General features: G+C 70.1%; 24 protein-coding genes. 13 read left to right on the forward strand and 11 right to left on the reverse strand.

Annotated features, from left to right (window positions below):
* Positions 1-139: 139 nt before the first annotated feature.
* Positions 140-1,255, forward strand: coding sequence for a succinyldiaminopimelate transaminase (dapC, locus tag AX669_RS05310; RefSeq protein WP_062257065.1), 1,116 nt, complete (start codon positions 140-142; stop codon positions 1,253-1,255).
* Positions 1,256-1,376: 121 nt separating this feature from the next.
* Positions 1,377-2,642 carry a citrate synthase gene (locus tag AX669_RS05315; protein WP_062257067.1) on the forward strand — a complete coding sequence of 422 codons (1,266 nt, stop codon included), beginning with the start codon at positions 1,377-1,379 and terminating at the stop codon, positions 2,640-2,642.
* A 191-nt stretch (positions 2,643-2,833) separates the two neighbouring features.
* On the opposite strand, the gene AX669_RS05320 is transcribed toward AX669_RS05315, so the two are convergent.
* On the reverse strand, positions 2,834-3,082 hold the full coding sequence (locus tag AX669_RS05320) for a hypothetical protein (RefSeq protein WP_062257068.1): 249 nt from the start codon (positions 3,080-3,082) through the stop codon (positions 2,834-2,836).
* A gap of 131 nt (positions 3,083-3,213) precedes the next feature.
* Positions 3,214-4,143: a 2,3,4,5-tetrahydropyridine-2,6-dicarboxylate N-succinyltransferase gene (gene dapD / locus AX669_RS05325; protein WP_062257071.1), complete on the reverse strand. Its 930-nt coding sequence runs from the start codon at positions 4,141-4,143 to the stop codon at positions 3,214-3,216.
* Positions 4,144-4,296: 153 nt separating this feature from the next.
* On the opposite strand from dapD, the gene dapE reads away from it, so the two are divergent.
* The 4 genes from dapE to AX669_RS05345 are packed head-to-tail and all read left to right on the forward strand — an operon-like array spanning position 4,297 to position 7,404.
* Positions 4,297-5,367: a succinyl-diaminopimelate desuccinylase gene (gene dapE, locus AX669_RS05330; RefSeq protein ID WP_062257073.1), complete on the forward strand. Its 1,071-nt coding sequence runs from the start codon at positions 4,297-4,299 to the stop codon at positions 5,365-5,367.
* Positions 5,355-6,263, forward strand: a complete 909-nt coding sequence (locus tag AX669_RS05335; RefSeq protein WP_006947405.1) for a TIGR00730 family Rossman fold protein — start codon at positions 5,355-5,357, stop codon at positions 6,261-6,263. Before dapE ends, AX669_RS05335 begins: the two co-directional genes overlap by 13 nt.
* Positions 6,264-6,274: 11 nt before the next feature.
* Positions 6,275-6,814, forward strand: a complete 540-nt coding sequence (locus AX669_RS05340) for a DivIVA domain-containing protein (protein ID WP_006947425.1) — start codon at positions 6,275-6,277, stop codon at positions 6,812-6,814.
* Positions 6,811-7,404, forward strand: a complete 594-nt coding sequence (locus AX669_RS05345; RefSeq protein ID WP_062257075.1) for a DNA-3-methyladenine glycosylase I — start codon at positions 6,811-6,813, stop codon at positions 7,402-7,404. The genes AX669_RS05340 and AX669_RS05345 overlap by 4 nt, the downstream gene beginning before the upstream one ends.
* Positions 7,405-7,701: 297 nt before the next feature.
* Here the strand turns inward: AX669_RS05345 and AX669_RS05350 are convergent, their stop codons facing one another.
* Positions 7,702-8,490, reverse strand: a complete 789-nt coding sequence (locus AX669_RS05350; protein WP_040015157.1) for an enoyl-CoA hydratase-related protein — start codon at positions 8,488-8,490, stop codon at positions 7,702-7,704.
* 198 nt (positions 8,491-8,688) lie between these two features.
* On the opposite strand from AX669_RS05350, the gene AX669_RS12970 reads away from it, so the two are divergent.
* Complete coding sequence (locus tag AX669_RS12970) at positions 8,689-8,856, forward strand: DUF3117 domain-containing protein (protein ID WP_006947428.1); 168 nt, start codon at positions 8,689-8,691, stop codon at positions 8,854-8,856.
* Between the two features lie 226 nt (positions 8,857-9,082).
* On the opposite strand, the gene AX669_RS05355 is transcribed toward AX669_RS12970, so the two are convergent.
* A complete protein-coding gene (locus AX669_RS05355; RefSeq protein WP_038567255.1) occupies positions 9,083-9,715 on the reverse strand; it encodes an O-methyltransferase in 633 nt (210 codons plus the stop codon).
* Between the two features lie 374 nt (positions 9,716-10,089).
* Here AX669_RS05355 and sigE point away from each other — a divergent pair, with 374 nt between their 5' ends.
* The 3 genes from sigE to AX669_RS05370 are packed head-to-tail and all read left to right on the forward strand — an operon-like array spanning position 10,090 to position 11,955.
* Positions 10,090-10,773 carry an RNA polymerase sigma factor SigE gene (sigE, locus tag AX669_RS05360; protein WP_082740606.1) on the forward strand — a complete coding sequence of 228 codons (684 nt, stop codon included), beginning with the start codon at positions 10,090-10,092 and terminating at the stop codon, positions 10,771-10,773.
* A complete protein-coding gene (locus AX669_RS05365; protein WP_062257077.1) occupies positions 10,770-11,402 on the forward strand; it encodes a hypothetical protein in 633 nt (210 codons plus the stop codon). Before sigE ends, AX669_RS05365 begins: the two co-directional genes overlap by 4 nt.
* A gap of 25 nt (positions 11,403-11,427) precedes the next feature.
* Positions 11,428-11,955 carry a hypothetical protein gene (locus AX669_RS05370; RefSeq protein ID WP_074040392.1) on the forward strand — a complete coding sequence of 176 codons (528 nt, stop codon included), beginning with the start codon at positions 11,428-11,430 and terminating at the stop codon, positions 11,953-11,955.
* Between the two features lie 145 nt (positions 11,956-12,100).
* Here the strand turns inward: AX669_RS05370 and AX669_RS05375 are convergent, their stop codons facing one another.
* From AX669_RS05375 to AX669_RS05390, 4 genes are all read right to left on the reverse strand, one after another.
* A complete protein-coding gene (locus AX669_RS05375; RefSeq protein WP_006947406.1) occupies positions 12,101-13,237 on the reverse strand; it encodes an Mrp/NBP35 family ATP-binding protein in 1,137 nt (378 codons plus the stop codon).
* 63 nt (positions 13,238-13,300) lie between these two features.
* Positions 13,301-14,008 carry a DUF1003 domain-containing protein gene (locus tag AX669_RS05380; RefSeq protein WP_369815064.1) on the reverse strand — a complete coding sequence of 236 codons (708 nt, stop codon included), beginning with the start codon at positions 14,006-14,008 and terminating at the stop codon, positions 13,301-13,303.
* Positions 14,005-15,312 carry a magnesium transporter MgtE N-terminal domain-containing protein gene (locus tag AX669_RS05385; protein WP_062257081.1) on the reverse strand — a complete coding sequence of 436 codons (1,308 nt, stop codon included), beginning with the start codon at positions 15,310-15,312 and terminating at the stop codon, positions 14,005-14,007. Before AX669_RS05385 ends, AX669_RS05380 begins: the two co-directional genes overlap by 4 nt.
* A complete protein-coding gene (locus tag AX669_RS05390) occupies positions 15,309-16,073 on the reverse strand; it encodes a hypothetical protein (RefSeq protein ID WP_062257083.1) in 765 nt (254 codons plus the stop codon). The genes AX669_RS05385 and AX669_RS05390 overlap by 4 nt, the downstream gene beginning before the upstream one ends.
* 346 nt (positions 16,074-16,419) lie before the next feature.
* On the opposite strand from AX669_RS05390, the gene AX669_RS05395 reads away from it, so the two are divergent.
* The gene (locus AX669_RS05395; protein ID WP_006943417.1) at positions 16,420-17,121 is read left to right on the forward strand and encodes a L,D-transpeptidase family protein; all 702 of its coding nucleotides are present in this window, start codon (positions 16,420-16,422) and stop codon (positions 17,119-17,121) included.
* Between the two features lie 400 nt (positions 17,122-17,521).
* Here AX669_RS05395 and AX669_RS05400 read toward each other — a convergent pair whose 3' ends face one another.
* Entirely contained in the window at positions 17,522-19,015 is a 1,494-nt protein-coding gene (locus tag AX669_RS05400; protein ID WP_062257084.1) for an aminopeptidase P family protein, read from the reverse strand.
* Positions 19,016-19,129: 114 nt separating this feature from the next.
* On the opposite strand from AX669_RS05400, the gene AX669_RS05405 reads away from it, so the two are divergent.
* On the forward strand, positions 19,130-20,731 hold the full coding sequence (locus AX669_RS05405; protein WP_082740607.1) for a threonine/serine exporter family protein: 1,602 nt from the start codon (positions 19,130-19,132) through the stop codon (positions 20,729-20,731).
* A gap of 15 nt (positions 20,732-20,746) precedes the next feature.
* Here the strand turns inward: AX669_RS05405 and AX669_RS05410 are convergent, their stop codons facing one another.
* Positions 20,747-21,592, reverse strand: a complete 846-nt coding sequence (locus tag AX669_RS05410; RefSeq protein ID WP_062257088.1) for a hypothetical protein — start codon at positions 21,590-21,592, stop codon at positions 20,747-20,749.
* Between the two features lie 28 nt (positions 21,593-21,620).
* Complete coding sequence (locus AX669_RS05415; protein WP_143181232.1) at positions 21,621-22,142, reverse strand: hypothetical protein; 522 nt, start codon at positions 22,140-22,142, stop codon at positions 21,621-21,623.
* Here AX669_RS05415 and AX669_RS05420 point away from each other — a divergent pair.
* Complete coding sequence (locus AX669_RS05420; RefSeq protein ID WP_062257090.1) at positions 22,141-22,989, forward strand: PHP domain-containing protein; 849 nt, start codon at positions 22,141-22,143, stop codon at positions 22,987-22,989. The two genes, AX669_RS05415 and AX669_RS05420, sit on opposite strands and share 2 nt — an antisense overlap.
* Positions 22,990-23,047 lie beyond the last annotated feature (58 nt).

Raw genomic sequence — 23,047 nt, forward strand, 5'->3', positions numbered from 1 at the left:
GCGCATACCCACCTCCTGAGTGACTCACACCCAGGCTGACAGTCAGGGGTGGACGCCGTTAGCCGATGGGCATGCGGCCCTGGCGGCGCGGGGGTTCGGGCAGGGTGGGGATGTCGGTGGCAGGTGCGAGAATGGCGGCATGGCGCTCAACCTTCCTGACTTCCCCTGGGATTCGCTGGCCGCGGCCAAGGCGCGCGCGAGTGAGCACCCTGACGGCATCGTCGACCTCAGCGTCGGCACGCCCGTCGATCCGACGCCGCAGATCCTGCAGGACGCACTCGCGGCCAACGCCGACGCCCACGGTTACCCGCAGGTGTGGGGGACCCCCGATCTGCGTGAGGCGATCGCCGCCTGGTACGCACGCCGCCGCAACGCGAGCCACGTCGACCCCGACGGCGTCATGCCCACGGTCGGTTCTAAAGAACTGGTCGCGTGGCTCCCGACGCTGCTCGGCCTGGGCGCCGGGGACGTCGTCGCCTTTCCCGAGGTCGCCTACCCGACGTACGACGTCGGCGCTCGCCTCGCGGGCGCGACGCCACGTCCGATGCGGGGCCTCACCGAGTTCGGGCCGCAGGCGCCGAAGCTGCTGTGGATCAACAGCCCCGGCAACCCGAACGGCAAGGTTCTCGGTGTCGAGCACCTCAAGAAGGTCGTCGACTGGGCACGCGCGCGTGGCGTCATCGTCGCGAGCGACGAGTGCTACGCCGAGCTCGACTGGCGTGACGGCGCCGGCGAGGCGGGGCAGCTGAGCGCCCCGAGCATCCTCGACGACCGCGTGTGCGGTGGAGATCACACCGGGCTGCTGTCGGTGTACTCCCTGAGCAAGCAGTCGAGCCTTGCCGGATACCGTGCGAGCTTCGTCGCGGGTGACCCAGCGATCGTCAAGCAGCTCGTCGACGTTCGCAAGCACGCCGGCATGATCGTGCCGTGGCCGGTGCAGCGGGTGCTCAAGACGGCGGTCGAGGACGACGCCCACGTGGCCGCCCAGAAGGCGATCTACGCGCGCCGCCGCGCCGCTCTCAAACCTGCGCTGGAGGCGGCAGCCTGGCGGATCGACGATTCCGAGGCCGGTCTGTACCTGTGGGCGACGCAGGGACGCCCCTGCCGCGAGTCGATCGACGCGCTCGCCGAGCTCGGCATCCTCGCTGCGCCGGGCGACTTCTACGGCGTCGCGGGCGAGCAGCACGTCCGCATCGCGCTGACGGCCACCGACGAACGGATCGACGCCGCTGTGAGGCGCCTCACAGCGGGTTGACGGACAGTCAAAGTTTTTCCTCTACCCGGTGGTAGCGGATTAAAAGCAGCGGAAATTCTCAGGTAACGTCTCATTCGCTAACCCGGTACACCCCTGCCGGTCCGCAAGGAGGAAAACCCACATGACTTCTCAGGGCAACGCCACGTTCACGGCCGACGACAAGGAACTCGAGTTCCCGATCGTCGAGGCCGTCGAGGGCTGCAGCGGCTACGACATCTCGGCGCTCATGAAGGAGACGGGCAACGTCACCCTCGACGTCGGCTTCGTCAACACCGCGTCGTGCAAGTCCGCCATCACCTACATCGACGGTGACCAGGGCATCCTGCGCTACCGCGGTTACCCCATCGACCAGGTCGCGGAGAACGCCTCGTTCCTCGAGGTCGCCGCGCTCCTCATCGACGGTGATCTGCCGTCGCAGGCTCGTCTCGACGAGATCACCCAGGCCGTCGCGAAGGCGTCTGTCCTGCCCGAGGGCCTGGAGAAGATCTTCGACGCGTTCCCCAAGGGCGCGCACCCGATGCTGATCCTCGCCTCCGTCGTCCCGGCGCTCGGCACGTACTACGCCGACGCGCTGTCGGTGAAGGACGACGCCGCGATCGACAAGGCGACGGCCGTCCTGCTGGGCGCCGTCCCGACGCTTGCCGCGTACTCGTACCGCAAGTCGATCGGTGAGTCGTTCATCGCGCCCGACGCCTCGCTCGGGTACGTCGAGAACTTCCTGCACATGATGTTCGGCGGCGACGTCGACCAGGCCACCGCCGATGCGCTCGACATGCTCTTCACGCTGCACGGCGACCACGAGCAGAACTGCTCGGCCTCGACCGTCCGCATGGTTGGTTCCGCCGAGGCGGACCTGTTTCAGTCGATCACCGCCGGCATCGGCGCCCTCTCGGGCCCGCTGCACGGTGGCGCGAACTCTGCTGTTCTCGAGATGCTCGAGAAGATCCAGTCGACGGGTGACTCGGCCGAGGACTTCATGGACAAGGTGAAGAACAAGGTCGACGGCGTGAAGCTCATGGGCTTCGGCCACCGCGTCTACAAGAGCTACGACCCGCGCGCCGCCATCGTCAAGAAGGCGACCCACTCGATCCTCGAGAAGAACGGCAAGGACGAGCAGCTCGAGCTCGCCATGGGCCTCGAGGAGCGCGCGCTGAAGGACGACTACTTCGTGCAGCGCAAGCTGTACCCGAACGTCGACTTCTACACGGGCCTCATCTACAAGTCGATGGGCTTCCCGACGAACATGTTCACCGTCCTGTTCGCCATCGGCCGCATGCCCGGCTGGATCGCGCAGTGGCGTGAGCAGAACAAGGACGCGGCGAAGAAGATCGGCCGTCCGCGTCAGGTGTACGTCGGCGCGACCGAGCGCGACTACCCGACGAAGTGACGCCGGCGCGGCGCTGATCGCGTTCGCACCGTCGGACGAAGGGGCTGTTCACCATCGAAGGTGAGCAGCCCCTCCATCATGCCTGACGTCCGGCCGGTACGACGGCCTTCCCCGCGTCAGGGACGGGGGGGTGTCGCCCCACGCAAGAGCGCGCGCTGGGTTCGATCGGTCGCAGCGGCGAGCGGCGGGCGTCAGCCGATGAACGCGATCCCGAACGTCGCGAGCAGGCCCAGCAGCAGGAAAAGAGCGACGATGCGCTGCATCCTGCTCGCGCCGCTCATCGACGACGCGGCCTGCAGATCCGGCGCCGAGTAGGCGTCGAAGCCACTCTCGCGGACCTGGTCGCGCTCGCTGACGGGCACCCGCGTCTCGTGCGGCTCCCGCAGGTCCTCGCGTGGGGTCGGGCCGTTCAGGTGCGTTCGGTCGGGGTGGCTCGTCATCGTCGTCTCCTCGTGCGTGGGGCGCTCACAGTGTGACGCCTGGCTGACGGTCCGTGGGGTTGAACGGGTGATGAAATGCCGCGGGGCGCCGCGGCTCGGATGGTCGCGACCCCGCATGCCCGCCTGTGGCGTCAGTTCTTGTGCAGGTCCGCGTTGAGCTCGATGCCCCTGCCTGCGCGGGCGCGGCACTCGACGGCGCCCGTCTCGGAGTTGCGCAGGAAGAGCATGTTGGCGCCACCGGAGAGCTCGACGGCCTTGGTGACGGTGCCGTCGGGCATCGTCACCTTGGTGCCGGCGGTGAGGTAGAGGCCGGCCTCGACGACGCAGTCGTCACCGAGCGCAATGCCGAGGCCCGATTCGGCGCCGAGCAGGCAGCGTTCGCCGAGGCTGACGCGCTGCGTGCCGCCGCCCGACAGGGTGCCCATGATCGAGGCGCCGCCGCCGATGTCGGAGCCGTCGCCGACGACGACGCCCTGCGTGATACGCCCCTCGACCATGGAGTGCCCGAGCGTGCCGGCGTTGAAGTTGACGAAACCCTCCTGCATGACGGTCGTGCCCTCGGCGAGGTGGGCGCCGAGACGCACGCGGTCGGCGTCGGCGACGCGGACACCGCTGGGCGTGACGTAGTCGGTCATGCGCGGGAACTTGTCGATGCTGAAGACGCTGACGGGGCCACGCTGACGCAGACGCGCGCGCGTCATCTCGAAGTCGTCGACGGCGCACGGGCCGAAGTTCGTCCACACCACGTTGGCGAGCCGGCCGAAGATGCCGTCGAGGTTGATGGTGTTCGGCAGCACGAGGCGGTGGCTGAGCAGATGCAGGCGCAGGTACGCGTCGGGAACGTCGTCCGGGGCGGCGTCGAGGTCGATGACGGTGCGCACGACCTTCGTCGTCACCGTGCGCGCGTCGTCCTTCGTCTCGAGGGCGGTGAGCGCGGACGGAGCCTTGGTGGCGTCGTCGGGCGTGCCGAGCGCGGGGGAGGGGTACCACGTGTCGAGCGTGGTGCCGTCGGCGGTCACGGTGGCGAGGCCGTAGCCCCAGGCGGTGCGTGCATCAGTCATGCCGCCCAGGCTACCGAGGGGTTCGCGGCTGTGGGTGGGCTCGTCCGGGTGGCGGGCCGACTCGTCTGCGATTCGCGCACACATTCGCTCCCCGGGCGATGGACGTTCCTCTCCCGTGCCACGGTTGTCGGCGACGGGTCATAGGGTGTGGGCATGGCTTCTCTGGACCTGACGCAGGACGTCGTCGCGCTCACCGAATCGGTGTGCAACATCGAGTCGGTCTCTCTCGATGAGAAGAACCTCGCCGACGCGATCGAGGCCGAGCTCGCGACGCTCGACCACCTCGACGTCGTACGCGACGGCAACACGATCGTCGCCCGCACGAACCTGGGGCGTGACGAACGCATCGTCCTCGCCGGCCACATCGACACGGTGCCGCTGACGAAGGATCCCGCCAACCTGCCCGTCAAGCGTGTCGGCGGCAAGCTGCACGGGCGCGGCACGACCGACATGAAGGGCGGGGTGTCCGTCCAGCTCAAGATCGCCAAAGAACTGACGGAGCCGAACCGCGACATCACCTTCGTCTTCTACGAGGGCGAGGAGATCGAGGATCAGCACAACGGTCTGGGGCGCATTGCGCGCACCCGACCGGAGCTGCTCGAGGGGGCCGCGTTCGCCGTCCTGCTCGAGCCGACCAACGGCGGTATCGAGGGCGGCTGCAAGGGGACGCTGCGGGTTCACGTGCGCACCAAGGGAATCGCCGCCCACTCGGCGCGGCCCTGGAAGGGTGACAACGCCATCCACAAGGCTGCCGACATCCTCAACCGGTTGCGTGAGTACGAACCGCAGACGGTCACCGTCGACGGTCTCGACTACCACGAGGGCCTCAACGCGGTGAACATCTCCGGCGGCATCGCGGGCAACGTCATCCCCGACGCGTGCACGGTGACGGTGAACTACCGCTTCGCGCCGGACAAGAGCGCCGAGGACGCGCTCGCGTACGTCACGACGTTCTTCGATGGTTTCGACACCGAGTGCGACGATCTCGCCGGGGGCGCCCGTCCCGGTCTCGACCGCCCGGCGGCGAAGGCGTTCGTCGACGCGCTCGGCCTGCCTGTCGTCGCGAAGGAGGGGTGGACGGACGTCGCGCGCTTTTCCGCCGTCGGCGTGCCTGCGGTCAACTTCGGCCCCGGGGACCCGAACGTCGCCCACATGGACGACGAGTGGTGCCCCGAGGATCAGATCGTCACCGCGCTCGAGCTGCTCAAGGGATGGCTGGCCTGATGGCGCACCACGACGACGAGCGCGACGCGCGTAGCGCCCGCGGGAGCGAGGAGATGGTCGACGTCGCGTCGCAGCCCGGCCCGGTTGCCGATTCGGGTCTCGCGGCCCGCCGTGACGAGGCAGAACGCCGCAAGGCCGGCCCCGAGCACGACTACCACAAGGGTGCGGTCACGCTGCGCGGCAAGCACGTGCCGCGCACGACGACCGACCAGCGACTGCTCGACTCGAACTTCGAGGCGGACTGGGTCCACACCGACCCATGGCGCGTCATGCGTATCCAGGCCGAGTTCGTCGAGGGCTTCGGCGCGCTCGCCGAGCTGGGGCCCGCCATCAGCGTGTTCGGCTCGGCGCGGCTCAAGTCCGAGCATCCGGCGTACGCCGTGGGCGAGCAGGTGGGGCGCGCCCTGGTCAAGGAGGGCTTCGCCGTCGTCACCGGCGGGGGCCCGGGCGCGATGGAGGCCGCGAACAAGGGCGCCTTCGAGTCAGGCGGCACGTCCGTCGGGCTCGGCATCGAACTGCCCTTCGAGACGGGGCTCAACCGCTTCGTCAACCTCGGCGTGAACTTCCGCTACTTCTTCGTGCGCAAGACGGTGTTCGTCAAGTACACGCAGGGCGCCATCGTGCTGCCGGGCGGTGTGGGGACGCTTGACGAGATGTTCGAGGCGATCACGCTCGTGCAGACGCAGAAGGTGACGCACTACCCGATCGTGCTCGTCGGCACCGCGTTCTGGAGCCCGCTGCGCGAATGGTTGCGCGCGACGGTGCTCGCCGAGGGCATGATCTCCGAGCGCGACGTCGACCGCATGGTCATCGTCGACACCGCAGAAGAAGCCATCGCGTTCATCCGTGACGCTCACCGCGCCGCTCGCGCGGGCGAGCGTCCCGTCGAGGCCTGAGGAGCACCATCATGATGATCGTCCTCATCGTCGTCCTGATCGTCATCATCGGGGCGCTCGTCGCGGTTCTCGCCGGACGCATCGGCGTCGACTCGATGTCGGGCCCGAGCAGCACGTCATCGTTCGAGTTGCCGCCCGGCCCCCTGGGCGCACAGGGCGTGGACGCCGTTCGTTTCGACCAGGCACTGCGCGGGTACAACATGGGTCAGGTCGACGCGGTGCTCGACCGCCTGTTCGAAGAGATCGGTGAGTTGGAATCGCAGCTCGGCGAGAAGCCCGACGGTGCGCGCGCCACGACGGCTCGCCCTGACGCCGTGGCCGACGCGGAGGGTGCGTCTCGTAGCCGCCCGGCCGGTGACGAGGCGGCCGAGATCGTCCAGTTCCGGCGTCGCGGGCGCCGCTCGCTCGGGCACGAGCGCGAGGACGAGGCGTCTGAGACCGCGGCGCGCGAGGCCGTGGCGCTCGACAAGGGCGATGAGCCAGTTGGCAGTGATGAGCCGGGAGGCCGGCACGCGGCGTCGCGGGAGTCGTCGAGCGACCGCCACGCATGAGCCTGCTCATCGTCGGTGACGACGGTGTCGCCCGCTGCGCATGGGCCACGAGCGCACCAGATTACGTCGCCTACCACGACGACGAATGGGGGCGACGGGTGCGCGGTGAGCGGGAACTGTTCGAGCGGCTGACGCTCGAGTCGTTCCAGTCGGGGTTGTCCTGGCTGACGATCCTGCGCAAGCGTGAGGCGTTCCGGGCGGCCTTCGTCGGGTTCGAGCCGGATGCCGTGGCGGCGCTCGGGGCCGCCGATGTCGAGCGGTTGATGGGCGATGCCTCGATCGTGCGTAATCGCCGCAAGATCGAGGCTGCGGTGATGAACGCGCGCGCCGTCGTCGAGCTGCGTGCCGACGGTGGGCTCGAGGCGCTCATCGACACCTTCCCGCCTGCGGCGCACGAGCGCCCGGCGACCGTGGCGGACGTCGTCGGGTCGTCGGACGAGTCGACCGCGCTCGCGAAAGAACTGAAACGGCGCGGCTTCGCGCACGTCGGACCTACGACCTGCTACTCGCTCATGCAGGCGTGCGGGTACGTCAACGACCACGCAGCAGGGTGTGTTGCCGGCGACGCCATCGAACGTCTGGCGGGGTGAGGTCGAGGCGCCCGGTGCCCGGCGCCGTCGCCGGGTCAAACGTGAGACGGCTGCGTCGTCGGCGTGAGCCCTCCGAGCATCAGGTTGACGGCGGGGGTGCGCGCCGAACGCAGGCAATCTGTGCCGTGCCCCCTAGGGACCGTCGCTCGGCACCCCCTCGGCACCCCAGACTACCGGCGGGGGCGACCGTCAGACACAGGGTGCCCTTCGCGCGTCTCTGGGAGCCCCAGCCTGCGAACGGAGGGAGCGACGGGCCGCCGTCGCCGTAGGCGAATGTGGAGGAACATCGCCGATGGGTCAGCGGCCCTCGAAGGTCGGGGGCTGCTTGGTGAGGAAGGCGTCGACGGCGCGTCGGTGATCGTCGCTCGATCCCGTGCGGATCATGAGCGGCTCCTCGTGGGCCAACGACTCCACCAGCGAGTGGTTCGACGCGAATTCGAGCGCATCGCGCATCGCGGCGTAGGCGAGGGTCGGGCCGGCCGCGAGTCGGGCCGCCCATGACTGCGCTGCGGCGAGGGCGTCGTCCTCGATGCGGTTGACCAGGCCGATGCGCAGGGCCTCGTCGGCGTCGATCGTCCGCGCATCGAAGAGCAGTTCGCGCGCGCGGGCCGAGCCGACGAGTCGCTGCAGGCTCCAGCTCGCGCCCGTGTCGCAGCTGAGCCCGATGCCCGCGAACGCCGTCGTGAACTTGGCCGTGGGCGCGGCGATCCGGAAGTCGGCCAGCATCGCGAGCGACAACCCGGCGCCTGCCGCCACGCCGTTGACGGCGGCGATGACGGGCTTCGGCATCTGCGCGAGCGTCGTCGCGATCGGGTTGTAGTAGCGCGACACCGATTCGAACGGGCCCTTCGACCCGGCACCGAGCTGCTCGGCGTGCTCGCGCAGATCCTGGCCGACGCAGAATCCGCGCCCGGCCCCCGTCAGGACGAGGGCTCGGATCGACGCATCGTCGGCGACCTGTCTGACGGCGGCGAGCAGCGCGGTCTTGCTCGTGTCGGTCAGTGAGTTGAGCGAGTCGGGGCGGTCGAGCGTGACGGTGGCGACGCCGTCGCTCACGTCGACGAGAACTTCAGAGGTGGCAGACATGGTGACGAGTTTCACACATGGATTTCGTCTGCCTGGCAGGACGCGCAATAATGGTGGGTAACAAGCTGATCGACGAGCACACCGGCGCCCTTGCGAGAGCGGGGAGTCGTGTTCGGCGCGACGGAGGATCGCGGCACGCTTCGACGATGTGGCAGAACCTAGCGCGCCGTGTGGCGCGTTCTCGAAAGGGGTCAACCCATGGCAGCGATGAAGCCGCGGACCGGTGACGGTCCCCTTGAGGTCGCGAAGGAAGGCCGCAGCATCCTGCTGCGCATGCCGCTCGAAGGCGGCGGACGTCTCGTCGTCGAGATGAACGCCGACGAGGCCAAGGCCCTCGGCGCCGCGATCACCGACTGCGTCGGCTGACGCGTTCGTCACGCACCGCTCGAAACAGGCGCCTCATCCCTCCGGGGATGAGGCGCCTGTTCGCGTCGTGCCAGCGCCGGCGGCTGGGTGGCAGCGCGACAGGCAGCCGCGCTGTGTGTCGCCACTCGTGTTCACGCAACTCGTGGCCGAGGGTGAGCAGGCGGGCGTCAGCGCTTGGCGCGCCTCGTGCTCGCGCAACTCGTCGCAGAGGGCGCGCAGGCCGGCGTCAGCGTTTGACGCAGACGAGGAGGCCGTCGCCGACGGGCAGGAGCGTCGTGAGCAGGTCGTCACGTTCGCGCAGCTCCTTGCCGAGGGCGCGCAGACGCTTCGTCGTCTCGTCGCGCACCGCGGGGTCGGCGACGCGGTCATGCCACAGCATGTTGTCGAGGACGATGACGCCGCCGCGCCGCACGAGACGCAGCGCCTGCTCGACGTACGCGGGGTATTCGTCCTTCTCACCGTCGACGAGGACGAGGTCGTAGGCGGCATCCGCGAGGCGCGGCAGCACCGTCAGGGCGCTGCCGGAGATGATGCGGGTGCGCTGGGGCGGGTAACCCGCGCGCTGGTACGCCGCGCGGGCGGCGCGCTGGTGTTCCATGCTGATGTCGATCGTGGTGAGCACCCCGTCAGCCGGCATGCCGTCGAGCAGCCACAGCCCGGACGAACCGGCGCCCGTGCCGATCTCGACGACGGTGCGCGCCGCCGTCGACGCCGCGAGCATGCGCAGGGCAGCGCCCGCGGCGCTCGTCACCGGGGTGGCGCCGAGGTGCTCGCCCTGGATGCGGGCAGCCTCGATGTGCTGGGGCTCGTCGGCGAAATCCTCGGCGTACGCCCAGCTCGCGGGCTTGAAACTGGTCATGGGGGACATCCTAGGGGCGCTCGCAGCCCCACCCGATCCGTGGGTCGGCACGCGGCTGTGCGCCGATGGCGGCTCCAGGCCCAGTGCAGCCGACTCTGCGCGCAGTGCGGCGCCAGCCCCTGTGCAGCCCACTGTGCGCGGATGACGGCCGTCGAGCTCCGCGGCCCGAGGCGCTCGACGTCTCAGCAGCAGGGCAGCGTTCGGAATGCGCGACAAGAATGCAGCATCCGCAATGGGCCCCACGAATTCTGAACGCAACTGGGCCTCAGCCGCACGAGGCGGCCAGCCGGCGGGTCCCTCAGCAAGTCCACAGGCATGCCGGGGATAATGAATGCTCGCGGCGCGCCAGCGCCGAGATGCGGTCGGGAGGACCCATGTCGATGTCGAACCCCCGGGGCGCAGTTGCCGACCCCGTTCACCCCGTCAACACGCGCTCGCGTGTGCATGTCGCCGAGCAGGCGCCGCCTGGCTGGCAGCCGCCGACGTGGGAGGAGATCGTCACCGAGCACAGTGCGCGCGTCTACCGACTCGCCTACCGCCTCACCGGCAACGTCCACGACGCAGAGGACCTGACGCACGACGTCTTCGTGCGCGTGTTCAATTCGCTCGGTTCGTACCGTCCCGGCACCTTCGAGGGCTGGCTGCACCGCATCACGACGAACATGTTCCTCGATCGCATGCGCCGCAAGCAGCGCATCCGCTTCGACGCCCTGGCCGACGACGCCGACGGCCGGCTGCCCTCCGGAGCGGCCGGGCCCGAGCAGGTCGTCCTCGACGCGCAGTTGGACGACGACGTGCAGCGCGCGCTCGACGCGCTGGCCCCCGACTTCCGCGCGACGGTCGTGCTGTGCGACATCGAGGGCCTCACGTACGAGGAGATCGCCCAGACTCTCGGACTGAAGCTCGGCACGGTGCGTTCACGCATCCACCGCGGCCGGGCCGCCCTGCGCGAGTCGCTCGCGCATCGCTCGCCCGCCGCTCGTGAGGCGCGACGTCGTAGCGTCGTCCAGGCCGCGAAGGAGGGGCTCACGCGACGCCCGGCCGTGGGGCTCACGTGATCCGCCGGTATCGCTCGGGGCACCTGGGCGAAGCCATCGACCTGTACGTCGACGGCAGACTCGACGCGGTGTCGATGCGGTGCGCGGCGCGCCACCTGCTCGTGTGCTCGGTGTGCCGCCGTGACGTCGACGCGGAACGCGCCATCGTTCGTGAGGTGCGCGCGGTGCCCGTCGACCCCGACCGTCATGCTTCCCTCGTCGCAGGGCTGCTCGCTCTGGCGCCGGAGTGCGCGTCGCGGCCGCCGTCAGCGGCGCCTGGCTCCTGCGCCGACGAGGCCATGGTGCTGGAGGCGGCGCCCCACCGCGCTGCGGCTGGTTCCCGGGAGGACGAGATCGCGTGGCAGGATGCCACGCGCCAGCACCCGGCAGCGCGCCGGCGCCGCTCGAACGTGCGGGCGGGGCTCGTCGCGGGTCTCGCGGGCCTCGGCTCGACCGCGGCATGCGTGGGCGCGTTCGTGCTCGTCACACCGTCGCATTCCGCGCCGATGGCGCCGGAGCGCAGCCGCATGGCGAGCGTCGGAAGCGACAGGATCGCGCCCCCGACGATCGATGTCGCGGGCAGCCGCGAGGTCACGCACGGTGAGCGGGTGACGGTGAGTCGCGCCGGATCAGGCAGAATGGCCCCATGAGCGAGTTCGCAGGGGTGACGTACGCGTGAACATTCCATTCATCGACATCAACTCGGGCGAATTCATCATCATCGTCATCATCGCTCTCGTGCTCATCGGGCCGAAGCGGTTGCCGGGTTATGTCGACAAGCTGCGCACGTTCATCCGCACCGCGCGGGAGATGGCCGAGGGAGCGAAGACGCAGCTCAAGACGGAGATGGGCCCCGAGTTCCAGGACGTCGACTGGCGCCAGTACGACCCCCGCCAGTACGACCCGCGCAAGATCGTGCGCGAGGCGCTGTTCGACGATCCCGACGCCGACATCGCGGGCGAGATCGGGCTGAGAGAGCGCACCGCGCAGTCGACCGGCGCGACAGCGGCGGGCGCCGTGGGTGCGGCCGGCGCAGCTGCATACAGCAGCGATAGCGGAGCCGACGGCGTCGGGGCCGGAGGGATCGGAGCGGAGGGCACCGGCGGTGAGGACGCCTACGGCGTGCCGGCCGCCCCGCGCTCCCTCGTCACTGCCGAATACCACCCCGACCGCGTCACGCCCTTCGACGACGACGCCACCTGAGCTCGACCGAACCGGTGCCGGTCGAGCGCTGACCGACCTCGCGGGGGAGTTTCAGCTTCCGCGCACACCGACGAGAGCCGCAACCCTGACGTGCAGGGTTGCGGCTCTCGTCGGTGTGCTCGCTGTGCGCGAGCGGCGCGTCAACTCACAGCTTGGTACTCGGCGTCAGCCCGAGGCTGCGTCCGGCGAGGCCGCGAGCGCGCGTGCCGAGGCCCTTGGCGATGCCGCGCAGGGCGACGGCGGCGGGCGCGTCGGGGTGGCCGACGACGACGGGGATGCCGTGGTCGGCGCCCTCACGCAGGGTCGTGTCGAGCGGGATCTGGCCGAGCAGCTCGACGGGCGCGCCGATTGACTGCGTCAGCGATTCGGCGACGGTGGCGCCGCCGCCCGCGCCGAAGATCTCCTGGCGCGTGCCGTCGGGCAGCTCGAGCCACGACATGTTCTCGATGACGCCGGCGACGCGCTGCTTCGTCTGCAGGGCGATCGCACCGGCGCGCTCGGCGACCTCGGCGGCGGCCTGCTGCGGCGTCGTCACGACGAGGATCTCGGCGGTCGGGATGAGCTGCGCGACGGAGATCGCGATGTCGCCTGTGCCGGGCGGCAGGTCGAGCAGGAGGACGTCGAGGTCGCCCCAGAACACGTCGGCGAGGAACTGCTGGAGCGCGCGGTGCAGCATCGGGCCGCGCCACACGACGGGCTGGTTGCCGGGCACGAACATGCCGATCGAGATGACCTTCACGTCGTGCGCCTCGGGCGGCAGGATCATGTCGTCGACCTGCGTCGGGCGGTGCGCGACGCCGAGCATGCGCGGCACGGAGAAGCCGTAGATGTCGGCGTCGACGACGCCGACCTTGAGGCCCTGCTCGGCGAGCGCGGCGGCGAGGTTCGTCGTCACGGACGACTTGCCGACGCCGCCCTTGCCGGACGCGACGGCGTACACGCGCGTCATCGAACCGGGCTTGGCGAACGGGATCTCACGTTCGGGGGAGGAGCCCTTGAGCTGCTCGCGCAGGTTCTTGCGCTGCTCATCGTTCATCACGCCGAGGTTCACCTGGACGCCCGTGACACCGTCGACGGCCATCACGGCCTTCGTCGTGTCCTCCGTCAGCTTCGCCTTGAGGGGGCAGCCCGCGATCGTCAGGAGGATGGTGACGGCGACGTGGCCGGACTCGGAGACATCGACCGACTCGACCATGCCGAGTTCGGTGATGGGCTTGTGGATCTCCGGATCCTCCACGGTCGCCAGGGCAGCGCCGATGGCGTCGAGAGTGGGGGTGGTCATGCCCTCCATCGTACGGCGTGGTAGTGAGTGGCCTGAGTCACGTCCACCCGGGCCCTCGCGCCCTCATGCCTCCGGGCGCGCGTCCTTCTTGGCCTGCTTCTTCGCGGCCTTCTTCTCCTGCTTCGACGAGCCGGCATCGTCGTCCTCGGCATCAGGCGTGGCGAGCATGCCGCGCTCCTCCATCTCCTCGAGCAGCGAACGCAGCTCGGAGCGCACGAAGTCACGCGTCGCCGTCTCACGCATCGAGAGGCGCAGCGAGGCGACCTCTCGGGTGAGGAACTCGGTGTCGGCGAGGTTGCGCTCGTCGCGCGAGCGATCCTGTTCGATGGCGACGCGGTCGCGATCGTCCTGACGGTTCTGCGCGAGCAGGATGAGCGGCGCCGCGTACGAGGCCTGCAGCGACAGCAGGAGCGTGAGAAAGACGAACGGGTACTCGTCGAACTTCAGTGGCGTCATGTTGACCACCACGTAGATGATGATGAAGCCCGACATCAGGATGAGGAAGTTCGCCGTACCCATGTAGCGCGCGAACTTCTCGCTCGCGACGCCGAAGCCCTCGGAGTCGAGGTCGATGCGTGGCAGCACGCGCGCCCGCTTCTCCTGCGGCTGATCGAGGCGGCCGGCGGCGTCGCGTTCGTCGCGTGAGTCCCGACGAGCCTCCTTCAATGCCTCCTTGCGACGCGATTCCTCCCGGGATTCCTTGGCGTCGCGACGCTCGTCCCGCTTCTCGTCACGCCCGCGCTCACGGCGCGAACCCACTTCGCGGCTCACTGCGTCACCCCCGGAAAGGTCTTGTCCTGGCGGAAGTCATGGCGCTCCTCGCGCCAGTCCTCGGGAAGGATGTGGTCGAGCACGTCATCGACGGTGACAGCGCCGAGCAGGCGCCCGTCGTCGTCGACGACCGGCAGCGACACGAGGTTGTACTGCGCGAGGGTGCGCGTCACCTCGCCGAGCGGCGCGTCGACGTTGACCGGGTCGACGGTCGAGTCGACGACGTTGCCGAGCGACGTGTGCGGCGGTTCGCGCAGCAGCCGCTGCGTGTGCACCATGCCGAGGAAGCGCCCCGTCGGCACCTCGAGCGGCGGGCGCACGACGAACACGGCCGACGCGAGCGCCGGCGCGACCTCTTCACGGCGCACGACGGCGAGGGCCTCGGCGATCGTCGCCTCCGGGCCCAGGATGGCCGGTTCGGTCGTCATGAGACCACCCGCGGTGTTCTCGTCGTACGTGAGCAGCCGGCGCAGGGGAGCGGCGTCGGCCGGCTCCATGCGCTGCAGCAGATCCTCGGCCGTCTCGGGCGGCAGATCACCGAGCAGGTCGGCGGCGTCGTCGGGCTCCATCGCCTCGAGGACGTCGGCCGCGCGCTCGGTGTCGAGGGCGGCAATGATCTCGACCTGGTCGTCCTCGGGCAACTCTTCGAGTAGATCGGCGAGCGTGCCGTCGTCGAGGGCGCGCGCCACCTCGGCGCGACGCTTCGGCGTCAGGTCGTGGATGACCTCGGCAAGATCCTCGACGCGCAGGTCGTCGTACGTCTCGAGCAGCCGCTCAGCCGACTGCTCGGTGTGCTGCCGGTTGAGGCCGTAGACATCACGGATGTCGTGCAGGCTGGTCGATCCGGTGCGCCGACGCGTCAGACGGTGCATGGCGCGCGAGGCGCCCGACGACTGCTCCTGCGCACGGACGAACACCTTCGTCATGTCCCAGTCGCGACGCTGGTTCTGCTCCATCGCCATGTCCTCGACGGTGCCGGTGAACGTATCGCCGTCCGGCTCGCGGACCGTCACCTGGCGGTCGAAGAGTTCGGCGCATACGAGCGTCTCGTTGTGACGCTGCTCGAAGCGGCGCATGTTGACCAGGCCCGTCGTGATGACCTTGCCCGCATCGATCGACGTCACGCGCGTCAGCGGCAGGAACACGCGGCGCCGCTGCACGACCTCGACGACGAGGCCGATGACGCGCGGGCTCGGGTTCTTGCCGAACACGACGACGACGTCACGCACCCGCCCGACGCGGTCGCCGAGAGGGTCGAAGACGGTGAGGCCGACGAGACGGGCGACGAAGACACGGGTGCTCACGGGTTCACCCTATCGACGCCCGGTTGGGCGTTCGCTGGGTCGGCGGGCTTGCTGGACCCGCCGGGTTCCGGCGTCGCCTCCTCGGCACGCACGGCGGCGCGGTGCTCACGCTCCGCGGCGGCAGCGGCGGGGCGCGGTTCGCCCGGCGCGCTCGTGCCGAGATCGGCCGCGGGAGCGCTCTGCGCCGCGGCGGGGCTCGTCTGCGCCTCCGGGGAGGCACCTGCCGCGGCATTCTTCGCGGGCGTCGCTCTCGACCCGGACGCCGCTCTCGCTGCTGCCGGCGCCGGCCGGGACGTGGTCTCCTCCGCCTCCGCAGTGGCCGAGGTCTCTGCGTCATCTTGCGCCGGCGCATCAAGGCGCTCACCGCGCAGCACCACCGTCGCCAGGTCGGGGGTGAAGCGCGTGACACGGCACTCCTGCGCCCAGCGCGCGACGATGTCGTGGGCCGGCGCGTTGAGCCGCCCGGCCTTGAGGGCGAATGTCGCGACCTCCCACACCTCGTCCTCGGGCGTGATGACGTCGGCGTCCGCCTCGAAGGAGACGAGGCGAGCGCGGGACTCCTTCGAACGCGCCACCACCTCGACGCGGCCGAGGTGCTCGGGGGAGAACTGCTCGCCCGGGCCGCTCACCGTGTACGCGACCCCGGCGAGGTGGACGTGCCAGACCGGCGCCGAGCCGGCAGTCGAGGTGATCCACAGCAACCCCGACTTGGCGAGGGCCTCGGTGACAAGACGGTCGGTGGCAGGCTTCGCGGCAGTCATACCCTCATTGTTTCATCACGATTTCGTTGCGAACGACGGGCGCGAATCGCCGTGAGCCGAGGCCCGCAGCTCTTGTGAGACTGCGTCGCACCCCTGCAACGACGCGGAGAACGATCCCCACCCGCCCGTCGGCAGCTGCGCATCGCGGCGCAGGACGCCGCCGTCGAGCCCGCCCCCATTACCACGACCTCTGGCATGATGAGGAATCGGTGAACCGGTACGGATTCTGCACGACTCACGACGAGCCGGGGGGGAAACCGAGATCGGCCGGCGCGCGTCCCAGACGTACACGGGCCGCGCCAGAGCCCAGATCGCTCACCACGATCTCGATCGAAGGGAAAGTGACATGCAGCACCACGAAATCAGCCGCCGCGCCATCGTCACCGGCGCCGGCGCCACCGGCACGCTCGCCGTCGTCGGCCTCATCGGCTCGGGCACGGCGTCCGCCGCGAACCCCGTCCTGCAGACCGGCAGCAAGGGCAGCGCGGTCACCACCCTCCAGAAGCGCCTCAACGCCCTCGGCTATTGGTGCGGCAACCCCGACGGCGCCTTCGGCGCCCAGACCAAGCAGGCAGTCCTCGCCGTGCAGAAGGTCGCAGGCCTCGCCCGCGACGGCGTCGTCGGCGCCCGCTCATGGGATGCGCTGAACCGCGGCGTCCGTCCAAGCAGCCGTCGCGGCGGCAACCGCATCGAGGTAGACAAGAGCCGCCAGATCGTCATGGTCGTGCGCGGCGGCTCCGTCAAGTACATCTTCAACACCTCGACCGGCAACGGCCAGACCTTCACCTACTACGGCCGACGCATCAAGGCCGTCACGCCCTCCGGTGAATACAAGACGTACCGCTCCGTCACCTCCGGCTGGGACTACGGCGCCCTCGGTGGCCTCTACCGCCCGTTCTACTTCAACGGCGGCATCGCCCTGCACGGCTCCAACGACATCCCGGCCTACCCCGCCTCCCACGGTTGCTGCCGCATGTCCTGCGCCGCACAGGACTTCCTCATCGGCTCCAAGCTGCTCTACATCGGCGAAGCCGTCAGCGTGTACTGATTCCTCTCACGGGCCAGCTTCCGGCTCACCGTCGGCCGGGGCGCATGCGCCCCGGCCGTCGTGTTCGCTCGGTGCGCCGGCCGTTCGGGCCGAAACGCCCGCACCCGCTTCTCGTTCTCGACCTCGCAGGCTCGGTCGAGAACTCGGCGGATGCGGGCGTTTCGGCGTCCGCGTCGATGGTGTTCACCGGCGGGGCCGGTGCCTCGTGATGTCGCGCTCTGCGGCATCGCGGCCGCACACCGTCGGGCGCCCGGCAGCTCTAGCCGCGCCGCAGGTCGCCTGCCCAGATCAGTTCCTTTTTCGAGCTGGACGCCCGCGCGGTGTCGCACCGAGCGGGCAGATGACGAGGGCGAGCCCGCAAGCCCTCGTCATCTGCCCGCCGGATCAGCGTGAGGACGATTCACCGGCTCCAGACGTCGCGCATCCAGGCCTCGACATCGTCGGGGTCGCGCGGCAGCGACGCCGACAGGTTCTCGTTGCCGTCCTCCGTGATGAGGATGTCGTCCTCGATACGCACACCGACGCCGCGGAAACGATCCGGCACCAACTCGTCGTCCGCCTTGAAGTACAGGCCCGGCTCGATCGTGATGATCATGCCCGGCTTCAACTCGGCGTCCATGTAGTCCTCCTTGCGCGCAAGGGCGCAGTCGTGGACGTCGAGGCCGAGGTGGTGGCTCGTACCGTGCACCATCCACCGACGGTGGAACTGGCCGTTCTCCGGGTCGAGCGTCGCCTCGACGTCGACGCCGTCAGGCAGCAGACCCCAGCCGTGCAGACGCTCCGCGATGACGCGGATCGTCGCGGCATGCACGTCCGAGAACTTCGCGCCCGGCTTCGCCGCCGCGAGCCCAGCCTCCTGCGCCGCGAGCACCGCCTCGTACACCTCACGCTGCGCGGGGGAGTACGTGCCGTTGACGGGCAGGGTGCGCGTCACGTCAGCGGTGAACAGCGAGTCGACCTCGACGCCCGCGTCGACGAGGATGAGGTCGCCGTCCTTGATGTCGCCCGTGTTCTTGATCCAGTGCAACGTGTTCGCGTGATCGCCGCTCGCACAGATCGAGTCGTAGCCGACGCCGTTGCCCGCATGGCGTGCATGCAGGCCGAAGACACCCTCGACCCAGCGCTCACCGCGCCCGCGACGCACCGCCTCCGGCAGATCGGCGACGACGGCCTCGAACCCGCGCGCGGTCGCGTCGCACGCCTCGCGCATCTGACCGACCTCCCACGCATCCTTCGTCAACCGCGCCGTCGACAGCCACCGGCCGAGCTCCAGATCGCGCTCCTGCGCCTTCTCGGTGGTGGCCTCGTCGAGGTGGGCGCGGATCTGCTCGACCTGCGCCGTGACGTCGACGTCAGCGTCACGTACGACGAGCACCTCCGTCGCGCCCGCGTCCTTGGCCGCAGCGTCGGCGAACTCATCGATGTGACGAGCGGTGATGCCGAGCTCGTTCGCCATGTCCTCGAGCGTCGGTCGCGCACCGACCCAGAACTCGCCGTAGCGGCTGTCACCGAAGAACTCCTCGGTGTCGCGCCCGGCGAGCGGGCGGAAGAAGATCTGCGCCTCGTGCCCGCCCTCGGCCAGCGGCTCCAGGACGAAGACGGCGTCCGGCTCGCGGTCCGCGCCGAGACCCGTCAGCCACGCGAACGCGGTGTGCGGGCGGAACACGTAGTCACAATCGTTGCTGCGCACCTTCAACCCGCCGGCGGGCACGACGAGACGGGCCCCCTCGAAGGCCGCCGAGAGGGCCTCGCGTCGCGCGGGCGTCAGGTCGGCGACCTCGGCGCGGGGCGTCGGCTCGGTGCCGCGCGGCGCCCACCCGGAGGCGACGAACTCTCGGAAGGCCGCCCCACCCGGGCGGCTGCGGTGCTCTGCTGTCTGCTGCTTCTCACTCACCCGTCCATTCTGCACCCCGGCCCCCGACATGTGGCGGACGGTGTGCGCCCAGTTCGCCGCATCCCCCACAATGGCTGGGCCGACAGAAGTGACGAGACGAGGTGCAGGCGCGACATGGTGAATCCCGACGGCCCCCAGGCCACCCCGACACCGCCGTCGGCGACCCCGTTGCCGGCGCCGCGTCGTGCCGCGCCGAGCAGCCCCGAGAGCCGCCCTGTGCAGGCCCACCCCACGAAACCCGCCGCGGCCACGACGAGCGCCCCGCGGATGCCACGTACCGGCGCGACGCGGGTGCGCGGTCGGGCGATGTCCGTCATCCGTCCGAGCGGGCCGCCGACGAAGCCGATCTCGGTGCGCGGCACCAACGACCGCGTCTCCGAGTGGCACACGCGCGCCGTCATCGACTTCTGCCTCCGCCTCGGAGAGGCGATGCTCGTCACCGGCGCATCCGTGGCCGACACCACCGCGTCGCTGCTGCGCGTCGGGCGCGCCTACGGGCTCCAGGGCGCGCACGTCGACATCACCTACACGTCCGTCACGATCTCGATGCATCGCGGCGTGCACCGCGACCCGATCACCGTCATGCGCATCATCATGCACTTCGGCACCGACTACTCGCGGCTCGAGGCGTTGCACGCCCTCGTGCGCGACATCGCCCGCGACCCCGACGACCCGGGCGAGATCGACGACAACCTCTACACCCTCGAACGCATCCTCGAGCAACCGCACGTGTACCGCCGCGGCGTCATCACCTTCGCGTGGGCGCTCATGGGAGCAGGCGTCGCGATGCTGCTCGGCGGCAGCACGGCCATGGTCCTCGTCGCCGGGCTGTCCACGGCGGTCGTCGACCGCATCCAGTACGCCGTCGCGCGCGCCGGTGTCTCCGCGTTCTTCGGGCAGATGCTCGGTGCGATGTTCGCGACGGCTATCGCCGTCGGCCTGCTCGTCGTCCACCAACACGCGGAGACGATCATGTGGCTCGGACAGGTGAGACCCTCCCTGGTCGTCGCCTCCAGCGTCGTCGTGCTCCTCGCAGGCATGAGCGTCGTGACGGCTGCGCAGGACACACTCGACGGCTTCTACCTGACCGCCGGCGCGCGCACCTATGAGGTCGTCCTGCTCACCGGCGGCGTCGTCGCGGGCGTGCTGCTCGTCCTGAGCATCGCCCAGCGCTTCGGCGTCGACCTCGTCATCGTCGAACGCTCCAGCAGCTTCGCCGGCTCTGTTCTCACCCAGATCGTGGCAGCCGCACTCATCGCCGGTGCCTTCGCCGTCTCCGCGTACTGCGCTCCGCGCACCGTGCTCGCCGCCGTTCTCACCGGCGGATTCTCGTGGCTGCTGTTCGGGACGCTCATGTGGGGTGTCGGCACCAGCGAGCCCGTCGCCGCAGGAGGTGCGGCCCTCGTCGTCGGGGCGCTGGCACCATTCGTGGGGACACGGGTGCACGTGCCGAGCATCGCACTGATCACCGCGGGCATCGTGCCCTTGCTGCCGGGGCAGGCGGTCTACCGGGGCATCATGATGTTCATCACCGAGGGCGAGAACACCCTGTGGCAGACCACTCTGCTCAACGCCGTCCTCATGGGCCTCACGCTGTCAGTCGGCGTGTCGCTCGGCACGCTGCTCGGCCGTCAGGTCAGCGCGGGCGCCGACTCGCTCACCGCGCGCGTCGTGCGACGAACCGTCAGCGAGACGACGAACGACACTGCCGCCTGAGCGGCGCGGAGTGCGTCAGCGGGCCGTGCTCGAGGCGGTTGCGCTGGGCGGGCGGGCGGTGCCCGAGCTCTGGGCGGGCTTCGATGCTGCGGATGACGAGGCAGGCGCCGAGGACGCACCCGACGACGACGGCGCGACGCTCGTCGTCGGCACCGCCGCCGGAGTCGTGCCACTGGCCGTCGAGCCGGCGTCACCCTTCTTGGTCCACGACCAGCTGGCGAGCAGCGCCGTCAACGCCGACTCGTCGCGGGCGGCGTCAGCCTTCGCGCCGGTCAGGGTGACGGAGTACAGCACCTTGTCATGCGCGAGCATCACGTAGCTGCGCTTGAGGTCGACGTTCTTCTCCGTCGAGGTCGCCGTGAAGCCGACGGCCTTCTCACCGCCGACGGTGCGGTCGGGCAGGGCGGCCACCGATGCGCCGCTCTGCTTGGCCTGCAGCGACGCCCGGCGCAGCGTGCCCTCCAGCTCGGGCGCAGGCGTGACGCTGGAACGCGCGACGACGATCGTGGGCGCGACGTCGTGCGCGAGAGTCGACGACGACAGGTAGGCGACCGATTTCGGCTGGGACGTGAGATTCCACCCAGCCGGCACGACGAAGTTGAACGCGCCGTCCGAGCTGACGACGGACCCGGGGCTGGGGGAGGTGATGGCACTCGGGTTGGACGACGCCGTCGTCGCCGAGGAGCTCGCGCTGAACGGGGTCTGGGTCGCCGAGACGTCCTTGGGGTCGGCTCCCGAGCTGCACGCACTCAACGCGACGAGGCCGGTGGCCGTGACGAGCGCTGCGACGCCGCATGCGGCCCGACGGAGCGAGCGGCGGAGCGCACGCGGGGTCATGTCGAGGGGGCCCTGCTTCACCATGGTCGAAACCCTAGCGACGCGAGCGGTCTCAGCGTGTGCGGCGCGCGGCGCGGGCAGCACCCTGTGATGACAACCACGGCGTCACCGGGCGACGCCACAGCAGGTAGACGGTCGCGAGGCCGAGCGTCATCGTCACCGCACCGATGAGGGCGCCGGGGCCGAACGAGCGCACGCCGGACAGCAGGAAGGTGAAGGTGTAGACGATGGCGAGGACGGTCGCGCACGTGCGCCCGGAGGCGCGACCGCGCAGACACAGGCGCGCCACGAGTAACCACAGCACGACGCAGAATGCGCCCGTGACGAGACCGAACCAGCGGGCCTGATCCGTCGCCCGCTCCAACTCACCGGCGGGCAGGGTGCGCCGCTGGAACTCGTGCGCGAGCCGCGCCGTCTGAGCGCGGGTGCCGTCACGATCGAGCCATGCGACGAGCGTCGAGACGGCCTGCACGAGCGCACCGGCCATCATGCAGGCAACGGCCCGCCGCACCGGACGCGGCGCGTGCTCACCCATGCCTGCCCTCACGGGCAGCAACACTAACCTGTCACCCATGCGTATCGACCTGCACACCCACTCGAACCGCAGCGACGGCACGACGAGCCCCGCCGACGTCGTCGCGGAGGCATCGGAGGCGGGGCTCGACGTCGTCGCGCTCACCGACCACGACACGACCCGCGGGTGGGACGACGCCGCCGACGCCGCGCGCCGCGTCGGCATCGACGTCGTACGGGGCATCGAGATCTCCTGCCGCCATCGTGGCATCAGCATCCACCTGCTCGCCTACCTTCCGGCTCCCGAGGGAGAGCTGTTCGACGAGATGGAACGTGCCCGCGAGTCGCGGGTGACGCGCGCCGAGCGCATGGTCGAGCGGCTCGGACGCGACGTGCCGATCACGTACGAGCAGGTGCTCGCGCAGGCGGGGCCGGACGCGACGATCGGGCGCCCCCACATCGCCGATGCGCTCGTCGCGAACGGCGTCGTGCCCGATCGCAGCACCGCCTTCGAGCACCTGTTGAGCAATTCGGGCCCCTACCACGCCGGTCACTACGCCATCGACCCGGTGCGCGCCGTCACCCTCGTGCGGGCGGCCGGCGGGGTGCCCGTCATGGCGCACCCCTTCGCGGACGTCCGTGGACGCGTCGTCGACGACGCCGTCATCGAGGAGATGATCGACGCCGGGTTGCTCGGCCTCGAGGCCCACCACCGCGACCACACGCCCGAGCAGGTGCGCCACGCCCGCGACCTCGCGCGGACGCACGATCTGCTCGTCACCGGCTCGAGCGATTACCACGGCGACGGCAAGCCGAATCGACTGGGGGAGAACACGACCGAGCCCGACCAGTACGAACGCCTCGTCGCGCTCGCGACGAGTGACGTGGGAGTCGTGCGCGGGCGCTGACGCGGTGCTGACGGCGGGTGCCGGGCGTCCGGCGGGCATGACGACGGCGCCGGAGCGA

Origin of the sequence: Dermacoccus sp. CCH2-D9 (assembly GCF_001556795.1) — a bacterium.
Classification (GTDB): Bacteria; Actinomycetota; Actinomycetes; order Actinomycetales; family Dermatophilaceae; genus Dermacoccus; species Dermacoccus nishinomiyaensis.